The sequence below is a fragment of the Campylobacter concisus genome, from assembly GCF_002913225.1.
Taxonomy (GTDB): domain Bacteria; phylum Campylobacterota; class Campylobacteria; order Campylobacterales; family Campylobacteraceae; genus Campylobacter_A; species Campylobacter_A concisus_J.
In genome coordinates, this window is sequence record NZ_PPAW01000001.1 from 1 (window position 1) to 16918 (window position 16918).

Below are 16918 nucleotides of genomic sequence, written 5' to 3' on the forward strand. Positions count from 1 at the left end.
TTGAGCAAATGTCTAGCTCAATGAATGCCATCTCTCAAAAGACAGCTGATGTTATAAGACAAAGTGATGAAATTAAAAACATCATAACTATCATTAGAGATATAGCAGATCAAACAAACCTTCTAGCACTTAATGCTGCAATAGAAGCAGCTAGAGCTGGAGAACATGGTAGAGGATTTGCAGTTGTTGCTGATGAAGTTAGAAAACTAGCTGAACGTACTCAAAAATCTCTAGGTGAGATAGAAGCAAATACAAATGTATTAGCTCAATCAATAAATGAGATGAGTGAATCAATTAAAGAGCAAAGTGAAGGAATCAATATGATAAATCAATCAGTTGCTCAAATAGATCACCTAACAAAAGAGAATGTTGTAATTGCTAACCAAGCAAACGAAGTAACATCAGAAGTAGATGAGATGGCTAAAGCTATTGTTGAGGATGTTAGGAAGAAGAGGTTTTAACTTCTTAATAAACAAACTTAAATTTGTTTAATGCAAACTACTGGATTTAATAAACTCCAACCTGGTTTAAGCTGGGTTGGGGTTTAATTTTTGCAAATTTTAAAATTCCATTCACTCGCAAGAATTGACTACTAAAATTACTCGTTCATGAAATTTTTCAAATTTGCTAGATGCTCATCTTGGATTGTCAAAGTAGTCTCTTGTAGAGCTGGCTATTAAATTTATATCCAAAAATGCCAGCTCTAATTTGAAATTTTGCTCGGAGTGTAAATTTAGGCTTACTGTTCAATTATCTTTTTAACAGCTAGCGAGGCTAAATTTAGTCCAAAGCAGGCAGTCACACCCATGAAGCTGCCAAGTGGCTTGCAAAGTGGCTCTTCTGTTGAAAAGACCACGTCAAATTTACCGCTAAAGCCTGATTTTTTGAGCTCATATCTATATTTTCTAGCTAGTGGATCGACCGAGGTTTTCCAAACGCTAGCCACCTTTATTTTTGTAGGATCGACCCTTTTTGCACCACCCATCGAGGCTATAAATTTGCTAGGATCTACTGCGTTTGCAAGGGCGATCTTGGCGGTGATATCATCGATCGCGTCGATCACAACGTCAAATTTGCTAAAGTCAAATCCAGCAACAAACTCAGGCGTGATCAGCGTCTGCATAGGCGTGATGCAAGGATAAATTTTGGCAAACTCCTCCACCTTTACGCCGCCCACATTTTCGCTGTAAATTTGGCGGTTTTGATTTGTCACGTCAAAGATGTCTTTATCGATTAGAGTGATGCTTCCGACCCCGCTTCTAGCGAGCGCATCCACGCACATTCCGCCAACGCCTCCAGCTCCGCAAACTAGCACTTTTGCGCTTTGAAGCTTGCTAAAGCCATCCTCGCCAAATAGCCATCTTATCCTTGTAAATCTATCATTTTGCATCAAATTTCCCTTTTAAACTCTCCAAGCTCTCGTATGAGGTCATATTTAGTTTTATGGGCGTTATCGTGGCAAAGCCCTCATTTACCTTACTGATGTCGCTTGGCTCGCCTTTTTCGTATTCAAGTGCGGCGTTTCCAAGCCAGTAGTACTCGATGCCTCTTGGGTTGCGATTAAGCGTGGCATGCGTGGCGTAGGTGCGTCTGCCAGCTGGCACGACGGCGTAACCTTTGAAATTTTTGCTAGTTGTGGCTGGGATATTTACATTTAGAAATTCTCTTTGATTTAGCGAAATTTCATCATTTAGCACCTTTGGCACGATAAATTTAACGATCTCTTTTGCTAGCTCAAAGCCAAGTTCATTTAGTGAGTTGTTTTCATAAAACTGCGAAAAAGCGATGCTTCTAATGCCTTGTAAAACGCCCTCCATCGCCGCTCCACACGTGCCAGAGTAGGTGATGTCCTCGCCTAAATTTGCCCCGTGATTTATGCCGCTTATCACTAGATCTGGTTTTTTATTATAAAGTGCGTGAAGTGCGAGATAGACGCAGTCGCTAGGCGTTGCGTCATCAAGTTTAAAAAAGCCATCATCAAGTTTTATAAACCTAAGAGGCCTTGTGAGCGTCAAAGAGTGAGCGCAGGCTGATTTTTCAGAGCTTGGAGCTACGATCGTGACATTTACGTCATCTAGCTCGTTTAAAGCTTCTTTTAAGGCAAGCAGGCCAGTCGCCTCAAATCCATCGTCATTTGTTATCAAAATTTCTTTCAAATTTTATCCTTTAAAGGGTTGGATTTTATCACAGCTTTCTTAAAATTTTAAAGAATTTTTGCGTATAATGCCCCCAAAAAAAGACCTGATGAAAGTGTGTAAATGAAAATTTTAGTCTCCGCTCTTGAGCCATCGGCAAATTTGCATTTAAAAGAAATTTTGAAAAATTTCGAGGGCGAATTTGAGCTAATGGGAATTTTTAGCGAAGAGCTTGGCACGCCATATATGAAAAGCAGCGAGTTTTCAGCGATGGGCTTTGTCGAGGTTTTGCCACTCATTTTTAAAGCAAAAAAAGCGATGAAAGTGATGAGCCAGATGGCAAAAGAGGCTGATGCAGTGCTGCTAATCGACAGTCCAGCCTTTAATCTGCCGCTTGCAAAGGCGATAAAAGAGGCCGGTGCAAAAGCAGCCGTGACATACTATATCTTGCCGCAAGTTTGGGCGTGGAAGCCAAAAAGAGTGAGCGTTGTGGAGAGATACTGTGACAACCTAGCTTCGATCCTGCCATTTGATGCGAAATTTTATAGCCGATCGACCTATGTTGGACATCCTTTGATGGATGAGATAAAACTTAAAAAAACTAGCCTAAGTAGCAGCGGCAAAGTGGCTTTTCTGCCAGGTTCAAGAAGGTCAGAGATTTCAAGGCTGATGCCAGTTTATAGAGAGCTTGCTAAAAAAATAGATGCCAGGAGGTTGCTTGTCGTGCCGCCATTTTTGCTTGATAAAGTGGGTGAAATTTATGGCGATGTGAGCGATTTTGAGGTCGTCTCAAACACTCCTGAAGCCTTGTATGAGAGCGACTTTGCCTTTGTATGCTCTGGCACGGCTACGCTTGAAGCAGCGCTCATTGGCACGCCATTTGTGCTAGCATACAAGGCAAAAGCGATAGATGTTTTCATCGCTAGAAAATTTGTAAAGATAAAGCACGCGGGACTTGCAAATATAATGTTTGACTTCATGGGCAAAGAGCCGCTTCATGAGGAGTTTATCCAAGAGTTTGCAACGGCTGAAAATTTGCTAAAAGCTTACAAGAGCTGCGATAGGCAAAAATTCTTAAAAGGCTGCGATGAACTAAGGGCCTACCTAGGGCATGGCAGCAGTAAAAATGTAGTAAAAATTTTAAAAAATATGGAGTAAAAAATGAGTGAACCAATGACAATGCACGGATATGAGAAGATAGAAGCTGAGCTAAAGGATCTAAGGCTAGTGCAGCGCCCACAAATAGTAACAGAGATCGACATCGCAAGAAGCCACGGCGATCTAAAAGAAAATGCTGAGTATCACGCAGCAAAAGAGAAACAAGCCTTTATAGACGCTAGGATCGCTGAGCTTAGCGCACTTTTGGCAAACGCAGAGGTGATCGATCCAAGTAGCTACGAGCATGACAGGGTGAGGTTTGGCTCAAGTGTGACGATAATGGACGAAGAGACCGAGGTTGAGCATACTTACACGATAGTTGGTGTGAGCGAAAGTGACCTAGACAAGGGCTATATCTCGATAAACTCACCTCTTGCAAAGCAGCTTTTAGGCAAGGCTGAAGGCGATGAGGTCGCGCTAAATTTACCAAAAGGCAGAAGCGACGTTGAGATCGTGAAAATTTGCTACAAGCCTATAAAATTTGACTAAAAAGACGAGGCGAAGAGCTAAAAACTGCTTTTTGGCTCTGCTAATTTTTAATTAAGGCAAAATTTGAGCGAATACCTATATGCCCCCGTTATAAAAGAAGGCGCGATCTTTTTGGCTGATGCGCATGAAAACATAAACCGTGATGGATTTTTGAAATTCTTGCGCGCTGTTGATAGCGGAGAGATCAAGGAGCCACCACAGATTTTCTTGCTTGGTGATATATTTGATTTTTTAACGGGCGAGGGCGAATATACGCAAAAATTTTACGCTGAGCACTTAAGGCTTATAAATAAAATTTCACAAAAGGTGGAAATTTTTTACTTCGAGGGCAACCACGATTTTAGGCTTTCAAATTTATTTGATAAAACTAGAGATTTTTGGGACAAAGGCGAGAGGCTAAGCTTTGAGGGGGTGAAGGTTTATGACATTTGCGCTCAGCCAGTGAAATTTAGAACTATAAGTGGCGAGCACGTCCAGATCGCGCACGGAGATATATTTTTACCTTTTATAGATAAGTATGCGCTTAGGTTTTTAAGGCTTAGATGGTTTTTGAAATTTATGAACGCGCTTGATAAAATTTTGGATTTTAAAATTTCAAAAGCGATACTAGCCAAACTTACTAAAAAAAATCTGCACTATAAAATTTCAAACTTCAAGGAGCTAATGAGCAAGCATTTGCAGGGCTTTGACGCAAGTATAGTGATAGAGGGACACTATCATCAAGGTGAGCTATTTGATATTTACGATAGATTTTATATAAATTTACCTTGCTTTGCATGCGAGCAAAGTTATTTTGTTGTAGAATACGCCCAGCAAAAGTTGAATTTGCTCAAAATGAGTTTGAAAGGACATTGATGTTTGGAGACAACGTACTAAAAACGGGCTCAAACGAGATGGAACTTGTTGATTTTCGTATCTTTAAAAAGGCCGAAAACAAAGTATATGAAGGAATATACGGAGTCAATGTCGCAAAGGTGCGGGAGATCATTAAGATGCCAAATCTTACCGAGCTTCCTGGCGTTCCTGAGTATATCGAGGGAATTTTTGATTTAAGAGGTGTGGTTATCCCTGTTATAAATTTAGCAAGATGGATGAATATCGTCGAGCCAACTGAGGGTGTAGTCATAAAGCCACGTGTTATTATCGCTGAATTTAGCGGTATATTGATCGGTTTTATCGTCCATGAGGCCAAGAGGATCAGACGTATAAACTGGAAAGACATAGAGCCTGCAAATTTTGCTGCTGGAGCTGGTACTCTAGATAAGGGCAAGATCACAGGTGTAACGAGAATAGAAAACGACGAAGTACTTTTAATTCTTGATCTTGAAAGCATCGTTGAAGAGCTAGGAATTTACTCACCGAAGATAGAATTTGACGTAACAGACGATCAAAAGATCAAAGGTGCTGCTTTAGTTCTAGATGATAGCTCAACTGCTAGAAAGCTAGTAAAAGATGCACTTGAGAAGATGGGCCTTAGTGTAGTTGAAGCTAAAAACGGCGTTGAGGGCTTAGAGAGGATGGAAGAGCTTTATCAAAGATATGGAGATAACTTAGCAAAAGAGCTTAGAGTTATCTTAAGTGATATCGAAATGCCACAAATGGATGGATACCGCTTTGCTTCAACTATTAAAAATGATGATAGATTTAAAGATGTTCCGATTGTGTTTAACTCTTCATTAAGCAACGAATTTAGTGAGGTTAAGAGTAAAGAAGCCGGTGGTGCTGCGTATCTTACAAAATTTGATGCTGGTGTATTTTATCAAGAGGTGCTAAAAGTGATTGAAGCACATTCTAAATCTGCGAAGTGAGGTGAAGTATGGATGATATGAAAGAAATAATGGAAGACTTTTTAATAGAGGCTTTCGAACTTATTGAGCAGATAGACCATGATCTTGTTGAACTAGAAGCAAACCCTGAAGACTTGGAGCTTTTAAATAGAATTTTCCGTGTTGCTCACACAGTAAAAGGTAGCTCAAGCTTTTTAAATTTTGACGTTTTAACAGAGCTTACTCACCACATGGAGGATGTTTTAAACAAAGCTAGAAAAGGCGAGCTAAAGATCACTCCGGACATCATGGATGTTGTTCTTGAGTCAGTTGATATGATGAAGGGACTACTTGAGAGCATTAGAGATAACGGTAGTGACGCAGCCGCTGGCATTGATATCAAAAATATTTGTGTAAGACTTACTCAAATTTCTGAAGGTGAAGCCCCAAGTGCAGCCCCAGAAGCTCCAGCAGCCGCACCAGCACCTGAGCCAGTAAAAGAGCCAGAACCTGTCGCACCAGCCGAAGAAACAGCTCCTGAAGTAAGCGATGCCGAGCTTTCAAAGCTAAGTGACTCTGAGGTTGAAGCTGAGATAGAAAGACTTTTAAAAGTTAGAAAGGCTGAAGATCAAGCAAGACGTGCTTCAAAAGGCATAGCTCCAAAATCTCCTGAAGAGATAGCTCCAGCCACAAGCGCTGCACCAGCACCAGCACCTAAGCCAGCTCCTAGTAGAGAAAGAGATGCGGATAAAAAAGTGCCAGCAGCTAGTAGTAACAGTGCGGTAGCACAAGAGCAAACGATACGTGTTGAAGTAAAAAGACTTGATCACTTGATGAATTTAATCGGTGAGCTTGTTCTTGGTAAAAACCGCTTGTTAAAAATTTATGATGACGTAGAAGAGAGATATGAGGGCGAGAAATTCCTCGAAGAGCTAAATCAAGTAGTCTCAAGTCTAAGTCTAGTTACGACTGATATCCAACTTGCTGTTATGAAGACAAGGATGCTTCCAATAGCAAAAGTCTTTAATAAATTCCCACGTATGATACGCGATCTTAGCCGCGACCTTGGTAAGCAAATCGACCTTGAAATTTCAGGTGAAGAGACAGAGCTTGATAAATCAATCGTTGAAGAGATCGGCGATCCGCTGGTTCACATTATCAGAAACTCATGCGATCATGGCATCGAAGATCCTGAGACAAGAAAGGCAATGGGCAAACCTGAAAAAGGCCTTGTTCAGCTAAAAGCTTACAATGAGGGCAACCATATCGTTGTTGAGATAGTTGATGACGGTAAGGGCTTAGATGCTGATATGCTTAAAGCCAAGTCAATAGAAAAAGGCATCATCACTGAGCGAGAAGCTGATGCGATGAGCGAGAAAGAGGCTTTTGGTCTTATATTTAAGCCAGGATTTTCAACTGCAGCCAAGGTTACAAACGTATCTGGTCGTGGCGTTGGTATGGACGTTGTTAAGACAAATATCGAAAAGCTAAATGGTATCATTGATATCGAGAGTGAAGTTGGAAAAGGCACAGTTATGAAGCTTAAAATTCCACTCACACTTGCGATCATTCAATCACTTCTTGTCGGAACACAAGAGGAGTTTTATGCGATACCACTTGCGAGCGTTCTTGAAACTGTTCGTGTGCCTATTGATGATATTTACACGATCGATGGTAAAAACGTTTTAAGACTAAGAGATGAGGTCTTATCTCTTGTTAGACTTTCAGATGTCTTTGGTGTCAATAAAGTCTTTGATGGCGGAGATCAAACTTATGTCGTTATCATTGGCGTTGCCGAGGCAAAACTGGGCATCATCGTTGATACTTTAGTCGGTCAAGAAGAGATCGTTATTAAGTCAATGGGTGATTATTTACAAAATATCCCAGGCATCGCTGGAGCTACTATAAGAGGCGATGGCCGCGTAACTCTTATTATAGACGTTGGTGCTATGATGGAGATGGCAAAGGATATTAAGGTAAATATTAGAGCCGAAATGGAAGATAGTGCTAAAGCAAAAGAGAAACCAAGCGATTATAAGGTCCTAATCGTTGATGACTCTAAGATGGATAGAACCATCATGCAAAAATCGCTTGAGCCAATCGGCGTCACAATAATAGAAGCAACTAATGGAGTAGAAGCACTCAATATAATTAAATCAGGCGAGCATGCCTTTGATGCGGTGCTAATCGATATTGAGATGCCAAGGATGGACGGATATACTCTAGCTGGTGAAATTCGCAAATACTCTAAGTATCGCACTTTACCGCTAATAGCAGTAACATCAAGAACGTCTAAAACTGATAGATTGCGCGGAGTAGAGGTCGGCATGACAGAATATATCACAAAACCATATTCGTCAGAATACCTTGAAAACGTTGTTAGAAAAAATATTAAATTAGGTTAGGGGTTAGGCGATGAATGATAAACTAAACCAAGTTTTAAGCAAACAAAAACAGCAAATTGACGAGCCTGAGATAAAAAATAACGAAGATATAGTCCAACTTGTTGGCTTTGTTGTTGGCGAGGAAGAGTATGCGATACCTATTTTGAATATCCAAGAGATAATCAAACCTATCGAATACACCCGTGTTCCTAGTGTGCCTGACTATGTCCTTGGTGTATTTAACTTGCGTGGAAACGTTATCCCTCTTATTGATTTGCGAAAACGTTTTTCACTAAATGTTACAAAGCAAAGCTCAAATACAAGATATATCGTCATGAAAGATGAGGATAACATCGCAGGCTTCGTGATAGACCGCTTGACGGAGGCTATCAGAATAGACCGTAACAGGATCGATCCGCCGCCAGAGACTTTGGTAAAAGACAAAGGCATGATCTATGGTATCGGCAAACGCGATCAAAATATCCTTACGATTTTAAAGGTTGAGAGCCTTTTAAAGCGTGATTTTTAGGGCATAGCTTGATAAAACTTTGTGTTTTTGACTTTGACTCTACGATAATGGACGGCGAGACGATTGATATCCTCGCCGCCGCCAATAACGCCAGCGATGAGGTGGCTAGCATAACGAAGCGTTCGATGAACGGCGAACTTGATTTTTTTGAAAGTCTTACAGCAAGAGTAAAATTTTTAAAAGGAATGCCACTCTCAAAGGCAGATGAAATTTGTAAAAATTTACCTATCATGCCAGGGGCTAGCGAGCTTATAGCGGCTCTAAAGCAAAAGGATATAAAAGTCGTGGTCTTTAGTGGTGGTTTTCACATCGCAACTGATAAGATGCAAGAAAAACTTAAATTTGACGCAAATTTTGCAAATATCTTGCACCACAAAGATGGAATTTTAACAGGTGAAGTTGGCGGAGAGATGATGTTTGGTAGCTCAAAAGGCGAGATGATAGATCGCTTAAAGGGGCTATTAAATTTAGATAAAAGTGAGATCATGTGCGTTGGCGACGGAGCCAATGACGTATCTATGTTTAGAAAATGTGATCTAAAAATTGCCTTTTGTGCGAAAGAAATTTTAAAAAAAGAGGCGACGCATTGCGTGGATGTCAAAGATCTGCGTGAAATTTTAAATTTTATAAGGTGAAAAAATGTATGACAATGAAGCTAAATTTTCTCTTTGGTGTGACTTTATAGAGAGAGATTTTTTACAAAACGAATTCAACTCTTTATTAGAAAAAGGCGTTATAAACGGAGCTACAAGCAACCCAGCTATCTTTAAAACAGCTTTTGCATCACCTGCTTACAAACAGATCATACAAAATAGCAACAAGCGTCATCCAAAAGATCTTTATGAAATTTTAGCGACCCAAGATATCAAGATCGCCGCATGTAAAATGTTAAAAAACTACGCAAATGGCGATGATGGCTTTGTTAGCATCGAGGTCGATCCAAATTTAAGTGGCGAAACAGCTGCGACGATAGAAGAGGGCATCAGGCTTCACAACCTTATCTCAATGCCAAATGTTATGATAAAAATTCCAGCCACAAAAGAGGGTTATGAAGCGATGAGCGCGCTCATGGCAAGAGGCATCAGCGTAAATGCGACGCTCATTTTCTCGCCAGATCAGGCCAAAAACTGCCTAGAGGCTTTTAAAGAGGGTAGCAAAGCTTACGCAAGCCGCTTTGTGGATACGACGATGCCAAAAGGTGTGATCAGCGTTTTTGTTAGTAGATTTGATAGAAAGCTTGATGAGACAATGTCTGCAAAGAGCCTACCAACAGGGCAGATCGGCATAATGAACGCTGCGAATATCTATCATATCATTGAGGATTTTGGCTTAGAAAACGTAAGGACACTTTTTGCAAGCACTGGCGTAAAAGGTGGTGGTTTAAGAGGGGATTATTACGTTAGAGAGCTAATGTATAAAAACTCTATAAACACAGCTCCGATAGATACTATAAAAGAATTTATAAAAGAAAAAGCCGAGGCAAAAAATGCCCCTAGCAAAGAGAATATCTCAAGCTTTTTTCACATCATAAAAAATAATGAAATCGATATAAATGCTACTTATAAAGAGCTTTTAAATGACGGCTTAAAGCAGTTTGTTGCAGCATTTGATGAGATTATGAAATCACTTTAATGACCAAACAAGACCTAGACTCATATCTGTGCTCTTTAGTTGATAAAGGCGGCAGCGATCTTCATCTAAAGTCTGCAAGCCTTGTTTATGGCAGATTTAATGGTGAGATCATGCCACTTAGCGAAGAAAATTTGGGCCCTAGTGACGCAGTGGCTATCGCAAAAGAGCTTTTGGGAGCTAAATTTGATGAGTTTATGGATAAAAAAGACATAGATTTTTCTTATAAACTAAATGATGAGTACTGCTTTCGTGTAAATATGTTTTTGCAGATAAATGGAATTTCTGCTGTCTTTCGTGTCACTCCAACGAAAATCCCAACCATAAAAGATCTAAATTTACCAAGCGTGATAGAAAAAATTTGTACAGAGACCACTCGTGGCATCATTTTAGTGACTGGCCCAACTGGAAGTGGCAAGACGACAACGCTTGCAAGCATGATAAATTTCATAAACCAGACAAAAAGATCGCACATCGTAACCATTGAAGATCCGATTGAATACGTATTTAACGACGATAAAAGCATAATCAATCAGCGCTCTATCGGGGCAGATGCGCTAAATTTCTCAGATGCGCTACGAGCTTCACTTAGAGAAGATCCTGACATCATTTTGGTGGGTGAGATGAGAGATCTTGAGACGATTGAGACTGCCATTAGAGCCGCAGAGACTGGACACTTGGTGCTTTCGACACTTCACACGCTTGATGCAAAAGAGAGCGTAAATAGAATAGTAAATAGCTTCCCGCAAGGCGAGCGAGATAAAGTCAGCCTTATGTTCTCTTCAGTGCTTGCTTGTGTCATCTCACAAAGGCTAGTTAAGACGCTTTTTGGCACAAGACGCCCAGCAGTCGAGATCATGAGAAAAAATACCCGCATAAAAGAGCTCATATCTGAAGAGAAATTTGATGAGATCGATCTTGCCATAGCTGAGTCAAAAAATACTTATGGCATGCAAACTTTTGATCAGCACCTGCTTGAACTTTATGAAAATAAGATAATTAGTGCCGAAGTGGCGCTTGATAATGCTAGCAATAGGGGCGATTTGCAGCTTAAGATAAAAAGCTCAAATGTAGCAGGCTTTAGCTTTGAAAATGGTGTAAATTTTGGCAAACCTCAAAGCAAACAAGATCAACCTGAAGTGATCGCACTTAAAGAAATTTAGTAAGCTTTATGTGAAATTTATAAAGCATTAGATAAAATCAGCACCTATTTTTTATGAAAGGAAAACGATGTTAGAAGGAATCGTTAGAGAGAGTATCGGTAAGAAGTCTGCGAAGGCTTTGAGAAGAGATGGTTATCTAATCGCCAACATTTATGGCAAGGGATTAGAGAATGTTGCAGCTGCTTTTAAAGTAAATGACTTTATTAAAGAAGCGCGCAAAAAAGAGAGCCTTGCTTTTGATGTAAAAGTAGGCGGAAAAGTTTATAATGTCGTTATTGTTGATTACCAAAGAGATGTTGTTACAAGCGATCTTAAACACGTAGATCTAAAAGTAGCACTTCCTGGCGTTTTATCAAAATATATGATCCCAGTTAAGCCAGTTGGAACACCTATTGGCCTTAAAAACAAGGGCGTTTTGATCCAGTCAAAAAGACGTCTTTGCGTAAAATGCACGGCTGAAAATTTACCAAATTCATTTGATGTTGATGTAAGCAAGCTTGACATTGATGATACGATTTTGGTTCGTGATATCACAGCTCCTAAAGGCGTTACTATCATTGACGCTGACCGTGTTGCGGTACTTGGAGTTATTAAAGCTAAATAAAAAGGGCTTTTGTGACACTAATAGCGGGGCTGGGCAATCCTGGCCCCAAATACGAAAACACTAGACACAACATAGGCTTTATGCTTATAGACCTCCTAAAAGACTCAAATTTCAAAGATGTTAGCTCAGCTAAATTTCAAGGCGAAGTTTTTAAATTTAACGACATTATCTTGCTAAAACCAACAACTTTTATGAACCTCTCAGGTCAAAGTGTAAAGGCAGTAAAAGACTTTTATAAGCCAGATAGGATCATCGTCATCCACGACGATCTTGATCTTAGTTTTGGTGCGGTTAAATTTAAAAAAGGCGGCAGTAGCGGCGGACATAACGGCATAAAATCGATCGATAATCTAATAGGCAACGACTACGAAAGAGTGCGCGTTGGCATAGGGCATGAGGGCGATGCTAAAAATTTTGTCCTTGGAGAGTTTAGCGATGAAGAAAAAAAGGCTTTAGATGAAATTTTAGCCTATACAAAAAATGCGGTTTGCGAGCTACTAAAGAGCGACATCAACGAAATTTCACAAAAATTTACGGTAAAAAAAGGTCTTATCAAATGAAACTATACGCCAGATACGTTGGCTGGGTCTATATAAAATCTTTTCTTATCGTATTTTTAGCGCTTGAGCTATTTTATGTGGGCATCGATCTGCTTACAAATTTAAAAGATCTGCCGCCATCTGCCAACCTTCAGCTACTCTACGTTGGCCTTACTGCGCTAAGTGCCATTAGCTACGTTTTGCCACTTTCGCTCATTTTTGCGCTAATAATTTTGCATGTAAATATGGTTCGTTCAAACGAGCTAATCAGCTTTTATGCTCTTGGTATCAGCAAAAACAAGCTCATTTTGCCGCCATTTCTCATCGCATTTTTTGTGACGATTTTTTACGTCGGGCTAAATTTTACGCCGTTTGCTTATGCGCATGATTATCAAAAAAGTATCGCAAAAAACACTGCTTTTTCAAAAAGCACAAACGACTCATTTTTGAAATTTGAAGGCAAATTTATCTACATAAAAGAGCTAAACTCAGCCAAACAAAGGGCAAATGACGTAAGGATCTTTGAAATAAATGGTACAAATTTGATCTCGACAACCTTTGCCGACCACGCTAAATTTAAAGACAATGAGTGGGTCTTAGAGGATGTAAATCAGACCTTTTTGCCTCAAAACTTAGAGCTTGGCGAAAATGGCTTTAGCAAGGTAAAAAGCGAAAATTTAGATGCATTAAGAGGCTTTAAGCCAAAGAGCATCGAGAGTGCTGCAAGCGTTGAAAACTCGAAATTTAATATACCTGATGCGATAAATTTTATAAAGACATTTAAAAACGAAGGCATAGGGCTTGATAGCGCAAGAACGGCATTTTATAATCTTGCTATCACACCATTTTTTGCGCCATTTTTATTGCTTATTTTTTACTATCATTTGCCAGTGACCGGCAGGTTTTTTAACCTCGCACTCTCAACATTTATCTTTGTCGTCATAACACTCGTAGTTTGGGGACTTCTCTTTATCTTAACCAAATTTGCTCAAACCTCAGTCATCTTGCCAGAGATCGGCATGGTTCTCCCTGTTATTTTGCTTTTTGCATACGCCATTTATCTCATAAAAACGCATCGTTAAGCCAAATTTTGGCAACTTTTTTGTAAAATCAAGCCATTTTAAAAAAGGCTATTTTATGGATTTTAAAGAGCTTGCAAGCAAATACAAAACCCCACTTTACGTTTATGATTTTAACTACATTAAAGAGCGCTACGAAGCGCTAAAAAACGCATTTTACGCTAGAAAATCTCTGGTTTGCTACGCTGTAAAAGCAAACTCAAATTTAAGCGTTTTAAAATTTCTGGCTGATCTTGGAGCTGGATTTGACTGCGTGAGCATCGGCGAGGTCAAAAGGGCGCTTCTTGCAGGAGCCAAGAGATATCAGATCATCTTTAGCGGCGTTGGTAAGAGCGATGAAGAGCTAAAAGAGGCTTTAGAAAATGAAATTTTGTTGATAAATGTTGAGAGTTTTGCCGAACTTTTAAGGCTTGAAGATATAGCAAAAGGGCTAAATTTAAAGGCAAGGATTAGCATCAGGGTAAATCCTGGCGTTGATGCAAAAACACACCCATATATCTCAACAGGGCTAAATGAAAACAAATTTGGTGTTGATGCGCAGACAGCTAAAAAGATGTATATCCACGCTAAAGCATCAGAGTTTCTTGAGCCAACTGGCATACACTTTCATATCGGCTCGCAGCTAACTTCACTAAGCCCGATAATAGACGCTGCAAAGATCGTTAGTGAGCTTTTAAGAGAGCTAAGAGCACTTGAGATCGACATCAAATTCTTTGACGTTGGCGGCGGACTTGGTATCATCTACAACGATGAAAAAGAGATAAATTTATACGACTACGCACAAGGAATTTTAGGCGCGCTAAAGGGTCAAGATGTGACCATCGTTTGCGAGCCAGGACGCTTTATCGTGGGTAATGCTGGCTACTTTGTGGCAAGCGTTTTATATGAGAAATTTAACGGCAAAAAGAGGTTTGTCATCACTGATGGTGCGATGAATGATCTTATAAGACCAAGCCTTTATGGCGCGCATCACAAAATTTTCGCCTACGGCAAGGATGAAAATTTAGGCACTTGCGACGTGGTTGGTCCAGTTTGCGAAAGCGGTGACTTTTTAGCAAAAGATATAGAGCTGCCAGAGTGCGAGAGTGGCGATGTCATCGTGGTTAAAGGGGCTGGGGCTTATGGATTTAGCATGAGCTCAAACTACAATACAAGAAACAGAGCCGCTGAAGTTTGCGTGCTTGATGGCAAAGATAGGCTGATAAGAAGACGCGAGAGCTTTGAGGATGTCGTGGCACCTGAGGTAGAATTTTTGGAGAGTGCTGATGCAAGAGCTAAATGAGCTTAGAAAAGAGATCGATAGTATCGATGATCTCATTTTAAATAAATTAAATGAGAGGATGAAGCTTGTCGAGCAGATCGGCAAGCTAAAGCAAACGACTGGAACGCCTATATATCGTCCTGAGCGCGAGCGAGCTATCATAAACCGCTTAACTAGCCTTAGCAAAGAAAAAGCCTTAAATAAGGCTGCGATCGAGGCTATTTATCTTGAAATTTTTGCTGTTAGCAGAAATTTAGAGATGCCTCAAAAGATAGTATATCTAGGACCTGAGGGCACCTACACGCATCAAGCAGCGCAAAGTAGATTTGGCGCGATGAGTGCCTATCTGCCACTTGCTACGATCGAGGCAGTTTTTACGAAGCTGGCTCAAAAAGAGGCAAAATATGGCGTCGTGCCTATCGAAAACAACACTGAAGGCGCTGTTGGAGCTACGCTTGATTGTTTGAGTAAATTTGATGATATAAAGATAGTGGCAGAGCTCTACGTAGATATCCATCATAGCTTTGTTAGCATAAATGAAAATTTAAAAGAGATAAAGCGAATTTACTCGCATCCGCAAGGCTACAACCAGTGCCGTAAATTTTTAGAAGATCACTTACTAAATGAGGTCGAATTTATCCCAGCCAAATCAACCGCAGCAGCTGCATATATGGCATCTATGGATAGAGAATCAGCCGCCATTTGCTCAAAAATCGCAGCTAAAATTTACAACGTGCCAATCGTCTATGAAACGATCGAAGATAATATGGCAAACAGAACGAGATTTTTGATTTTAAGCGATTTTAAAAACGCCAAGGTTGAAAACTCGAAAACTTCGATCCTAGCTAAAACTGATCACCGCCCAGGACGCCTTGCTGATCTGCTTTCTATCTTTAAAAATGAGAATATCAATATCACAAAACTTGAGTCACGTCCTATCAAACAGCGCGAATTTAAGTCAATTTTTTATCTTGACTTTGAGGGGCATATTGACGATGAGAAGGTGCAAAACGCCTTTGAACTCGCAAAAGAGAGCGGCGCTGAGATAACGTGGCTTGGAAGCTATTTAAACGGAGATGAGTAATGAAATTTAATGACTTTTTAGATGATCTAGTAAATTACGAGGCTGGAAAGCCGATCGAACTTGTGGTTAGGGAGTTTGGCATCGATGTAAAAGATGTGATAAAACTAGCGAGCAATGAAAACCCTTTTGGCACGAGCAAACGCGTAGAAGAGGCGTTAAAAGAGGTCGCTAAAAACGCACATCTTTATCCAGATGATAGCTACTTTGAGCTAAAAGAGGGGTTGGCTAAGAAATTTGGCGTAACTAGCAAAAATTTAATCATCGGCTCTGGAAGCGATCAGATCATAGAGTATGCGCTTCATGCAAAGGCAAACAAGCAAAGTGGTGTTTTGATGGCTGGAGTGACATTTGCGATGTATGAAATTTATGCAAAACAAACTGGGGCTAAAATTTACCGAACAAAGAGCGTGGAGCATAATTTGAGTGAGTTTTTAGAAATTTATAATGCGCACAAAGATGAAATTTCAGTCATTTTTCTTTGCTTACCAAATAACCCATTAGGCGAGTGCATCGATGCTGACGAGGTCTATAAATTTATAAAAAATATTGGCGAAAACACGCTTGTCGTGCTTGATTGTGCTTACAACGAATTTGCTAAATTTAAAGATAGCAAAAAAGAGATAAAGCCAAGCGAGGTGGTGAAATTTAAAAATGCCATCTATCTTGGCACTTTTTCAAAGGCATACGCACTTGGTGGCATGCGCGTTGGATACGGCGTGGCAAATGAAGAGATCATAGGCGCACTTTCAAAGCTAAGAGCTCCTTTTAATATCACAATACCGAGCTTAAGAGCGGCGATCGTAGCACTTGGTGATGATGAATTTGTGCAAAAAACTATGCAAAACAACTTCGAGCAGATGAAGAGATATGAGGAATTTGCAAGGCAAAATGGCATTGAGTTTATCCCAAGCTATACAAATTTCATCACATTTAAATTTAACGAGCCAAAATCAAGCCAGATATGCGAAAAGATGCTAAAAAAAGGTATAATTTTACGAGATTTAAAAAGCTATGCCTTAAATGCGGCGAGAATCACCATCGGTCAGGCATGGCAAAACGATAGAGTTTTTGAAGAGTTAAAGCAAATTTTAAAGTAGG

General features: G+C 40.0%; 18 protein-coding genes. 16 read left to right on the forward strand and 2 right to left on the reverse strand.

The features are described 5' to 3' along the window. Window positions 1-461 (forward strand): methyl-accepting chemotaxis protein (locus CYP26_RS00005; protein WP_258031343.1); only part of this gene is annotated, 461 nt, incomplete at its 5' end. A gap of 278 nt (window positions 462-739) precedes the next feature. Here the strand turns inward: CYP26_RS00005 and CYP26_RS00010 are convergent. Continuing rightward, on the reverse strand, window positions 740-1390 hold the full coding sequence (locus tag CYP26_RS00010; RefSeq protein ID WP_103629895.1) for a tRNA threonylcarbamoyladenosine dehydratase: 651 nt from the start codon (window positions 1388-1390) through the stop codon (window positions 740-742). After that, window positions 1380-2156 carry a 5'/3'-nucleotidase SurE gene (gene surE / locus CYP26_RS00015; protein WP_103629896.1) on the reverse strand — a complete coding sequence of 259 codons (777 nt, stop codon included), beginning with the start codon at window positions 2154-2156 and terminating at the stop codon, window positions 1380-1382. Before surE ends, CYP26_RS00010 begins: the two co-directional genes overlap by 11 nt. A gap of 102 nt (window positions 2157-2258) precedes the next feature. Between surE and lpxB the strand changes: the two genes are divergently transcribed. The 15 genes from lpxB (at window position 2259) to hisC (ending at window position 16917) form a co-directional block, all read left to right on the forward strand. After that, the gene (gene lpxB, locus CYP26_RS00020; protein ID WP_103629897.1) at window positions 2259-3293 is read left to right on the forward strand and encodes a lipid-A-disaccharide synthase; all 1035 of its coding nucleotides are present in this window, start codon (window positions 2259-2261) and stop codon (window positions 3291-3293) included. Window positions 3294-3296: 3 nt separating this feature from the next. Then, window positions 3297-3782 (forward strand): transcription elongation factor GreA, encoded by a 486-nt coding sequence (gene greA, locus CYP26_RS00025; RefSeq protein WP_012001423.1) that lies wholly within the window; start codon window positions 3297-3299, stop codon window positions 3780-3782. A gap of 63 nt (window positions 3783-3845) precedes the next feature. Then, on the forward strand, window positions 3846-4637 hold the full coding sequence (locus CYP26_RS00030; RefSeq protein WP_103629898.1) for a UDP-2,3-diacylglucosamine diphosphatase: 792 nt from the start codon (window positions 3846-3848) through the stop codon (window positions 4635-4637). After that, window positions 4637-5590 carry a chemotaxis protein gene (locus CYP26_RS00035; RefSeq protein ID WP_103629899.1) on the forward strand — a complete coding sequence of 318 codons (954 nt, stop codon included), beginning with the start codon at window positions 4637-4639 and terminating at the stop codon, window positions 5588-5590. The genes CYP26_RS00030 and CYP26_RS00035 overlap by 1 nt, the downstream gene beginning before the upstream one ends. Window positions 5591-5598: 8 nt before the next feature. Continuing rightward, complete coding sequence (locus tag CYP26_RS00040; protein WP_103629900.1) at window positions 5599-7953, forward strand: hybrid sensor histidine kinase/response regulator; 2355 nt, start codon at window positions 5599-5601, stop codon at window positions 7951-7953. Between the two features lie 10 nt (window positions 7954-7963). After that, window positions 7964-8461 carry a chemotaxis protein CheW gene (locus tag CYP26_RS00045; protein WP_021087872.1) on the forward strand — a complete coding sequence of 166 codons (498 nt, stop codon included), beginning with the start codon at window positions 7964-7966 and terminating at the stop codon, window positions 8459-8461. An 8-nt stretch (window positions 8462-8469) separates the two neighbouring features. Further along, on the forward strand, window positions 8470-9096 hold the full coding sequence (serB, locus tag CYP26_RS00050) for a phosphoserine phosphatase SerB (protein WP_012001427.1): 627 nt from the start codon (window positions 8470-8472) through the stop codon (window positions 9094-9096). 4 nt (window positions 9097-9100) lie between these two features. Beyond that, entirely contained in the window at window positions 9101-10093 is a 993-nt protein-coding gene (locus CYP26_RS00055) for a transaldolase (protein WP_021083637.1), read from the forward strand. After that, complete coding sequence (locus CYP26_RS00060; RefSeq protein ID WP_103614982.1) at window positions 10093-11253, forward strand: type IV pilus twitching motility protein PilT; 1161 nt, start codon at window positions 10093-10095, stop codon at window positions 11251-11253. Before CYP26_RS00055 ends, CYP26_RS00060 begins: the two co-directional genes overlap by 1 nt. A gap of 67 nt (window positions 11254-11320) precedes the next feature. After that, entirely contained in the window at window positions 11321-11857 is a 537-nt protein-coding gene (locus tag CYP26_RS00065) for a 50S ribosomal protein L25/general stress protein Ctc (protein ID WP_002939542.1), read from the forward strand. A gap of 11 nt (window positions 11858-11868) precedes the next feature. Further along, window positions 11869-12417, forward strand: a complete 549-nt coding sequence (pth, locus tag CYP26_RS00070) for an aminoacyl-tRNA hydrolase (protein ID WP_035143659.1) — start codon at window positions 11869-11871, stop codon at window positions 12415-12417. Continuing rightward, on the forward strand, window positions 12414-13478 hold the full coding sequence (locus tag CYP26_RS00075) for an LptF/LptG family permease (protein ID WP_103629901.1): 1065 nt from the start codon (window positions 12414-12416) through the stop codon (window positions 13476-13478). Before pth ends, CYP26_RS00075 begins: the two co-directional genes overlap by 4 nt. A gap of 55 nt (window positions 13479-13533) precedes the next feature. Further along, window positions 13534-14757, forward strand: coding sequence for a diaminopimelate decarboxylase (lysA, locus tag CYP26_RS00080; protein ID WP_103629902.1), 1224 nt, complete (start codon window positions 13534-13536; stop codon window positions 14755-14757). Next, window positions 14741-15820, forward strand: coding sequence for a prephenate dehydratase (gene pheA, locus CYP26_RS00085; RefSeq protein ID WP_103629903.1), 1080 nt, complete (start codon window positions 14741-14743; stop codon window positions 15818-15820). Before lysA ends, pheA begins: the two co-directional genes overlap by 17 nt. Beyond that, window positions 15820-16917, forward strand: coding sequence for a histidinol-phosphate transaminase (gene hisC / locus CYP26_RS00090; protein WP_103629904.1), 1098 nt, complete (start codon window positions 15820-15822; stop codon window positions 16915-16917). Before pheA ends, hisC begins: the two co-directional genes overlap by 1 nt. Window position 16918: the final 1 nt, after the last annotated feature.

Bases quoted from the DNA above. Each gene is read 5' to 3' on its own strand.
- CYP26_RS00010 (WP_103629895.1), bottom strand. From the start codon at position 1,390: ATGCAAAATGATAGATTTACAAGGATAAGATGGCTATTTGGCGAGGAT.
- lpxB (WP_103629897.1), top strand. From the start codon at position 2,259: ATGAAAATTTTAGTCTCCGCTCTTGAGCCATCGGCAAATTTGCATTTA.
- greA (WP_012001423.1), top strand. From the start codon at position 3,297: ATGAGTGAACCAATGACAATGCACGGATATGAGAAGATAGAAGCTGAG.
- CYP26_RS00035 (WP_103629899.1), top strand. From the start codon at position 4,637: ATGTTTGGAGACAACGTACTAAAAACGGGCTCAAACGAGATGGAACTT.
- CYP26_RS00040 (WP_103629900.1), top strand. From the start codon at position 5,599: ATGGATGATATGAAAGAAATAATGGAAGACTTTTTAATAGAGGCTTTC.
- CYP26_RS00045 (WP_021087872.1), top strand. From the start codon at position 7,964: ATGAATGATAAACTAAACCAAGTTTTAAGCAAACAAAAACAGCAAATT.
- CYP26_RS00055 (WP_021083637.1), top strand. From the start codon at position 9,101: ATGTATGACAATGAAGCTAAATTTTCTCTTTGGTGTGACTTTATAGAG.
- CYP26_RS00060 (WP_103614982.1), top strand. From the start codon at position 10,093: ATGACCAAACAAGACCTAGACTCATATCTGTGCTCTTTAGTTGATAAA.
- CYP26_RS00065 (WP_002939542.1), top strand. From the start codon at position 11,321: ATGTTAGAAGGAATCGTTAGAGAGAGTATCGGTAAGAAGTCTGCGAAG.
- CYP26_RS00075 (WP_103629901.1), top strand. From the start codon at position 12,414: ATGAAACTATACGCCAGATACGTTGGCTGGGTCTATATAAAATCTTTT.
- lysA (WP_103629902.1), top strand. From the start codon at position 13,534: ATGGATTTTAAAGAGCTTGCAAGCAAATACAAAACCCCACTTTACGTT.
- pheA (WP_103629903.1), top strand. From the start codon at position 14,741: ATGCAAGAGCTAAATGAGCTTAGAAAAGAGATCGATAGTATCGATGAT.
- hisC (WP_103629904.1), top strand. From the start codon at position 15,820: ATGAAATTTAATGACTTTTTAGATGATCTAGTAAATTACGAGGCTGGA.